Origin of the sequence: Aquimarina spongiae (genome assembly GCF_900141785.1) — a bacterium.
GTDB lineage: Bacteria > Bacteroidota > Bacteroidia > Flavobacteriales > Flavobacteriaceae > Aquimarina > Aquimarina spongiae.
Window position 1 is genome coordinate 1 of record NZ_FQYP01000011.1, and the last position, 227, is coordinate 227.

Here is a 227-nt window from a genome sequence, read left to right on the forward strand (position 1 = left end):
GTGGCACCTGTATTTCCTGTCGGTCCTTGTGCTCCTGTTGCTCCAGTCGCACCTGTATTACCTGTTGGTCCTTGTGCTCCTGTTGCTCCAGTCGCACCTGCCGGTCCTTGTGCTCCTGTAGCACCTGTTGGTCCTTGCGCTCCTGTTGCTCCAGTCGCACCAGTCGGTCCTTGTGCTCCAGTGGCACCTGTATTTCCTGTTGGTCCTTGCGCTCCTGTTGCTCCAGT

The 227-nt window shown here is 57.7% G+C and carries 1 protein-coding gene; it reads right to left on the reverse strand.

The features are described 5' to 3' along the window. A partial coding sequence (locus BUE24_RS21105; RefSeq protein ID WP_139242080.1) for a collagen-like protein occupies positions 1 to 227 on the reverse strand: 227 nt, incomplete at both ends.